1 rRNA gene is annotated in these 505 nt (G+C 50.3%); it reads right to left on the bottom strand.

The features are described from left to right. Positions 1-505 (bottom strand): 23S ribosomal RNA (locus L1D50_RS23615); the annotation flags it as partial.

Below are 505 nucleotides of genomic sequence, written 5' to 3'. Positions count from 1 at the left end.
ACACCGTATACGTCATCTTACGATTTTGCACAGTGCTGTGTTTTTAATAAACAGTCCCAGCCACCTGGTCACTGCGGCTCTCGTTTGCTTACAGAGCAAGTCYTTCACAAACAAGAGCGTACCTTCTCCCGAAGTTACGGTACAATTTTGCCTAGTTCCTTCACCCGAGTTCTCTCAAGCGCCTTAGTATTCTCTACCTGACCACCTGTGTCGGTTTAGGGTACGATTCAGTATGAACTGAAGCTTAGAGGCTTTTCCTGGAAGTAGGGCATCAACAACTTCACCACCTTRGTGGCTCGTCTCGACTCTCAGCCTTAGCAACCCGGATTTTCCTAAGTCACCAGCCTACAGCCTTTCACATGGACAACCAACGCCATGCTTGCCTAGCCTGCTCCGTCCCCCCATCGCATTCATACCGAGTACGGGAATATTAACCCGTTTCCCATCGACTACGCTCTTCAGCCTCGCCTTAGGGGTCGACTCACCCTACCCTGATTAACATGGG

This window comes from Pseudoalteromonas sp. Isolate6, assembly GCF_022398435.1.
Classification (GTDB): domain Bacteria; phylum Pseudomonadota; class Gammaproteobacteria; order Enterobacterales; family Alteromonadaceae; genus Pseudoalteromonas; species Pseudoalteromonas galatheae.
This window is presented reverse-complemented; position numbering and strand designations above follow the sequence as displayed.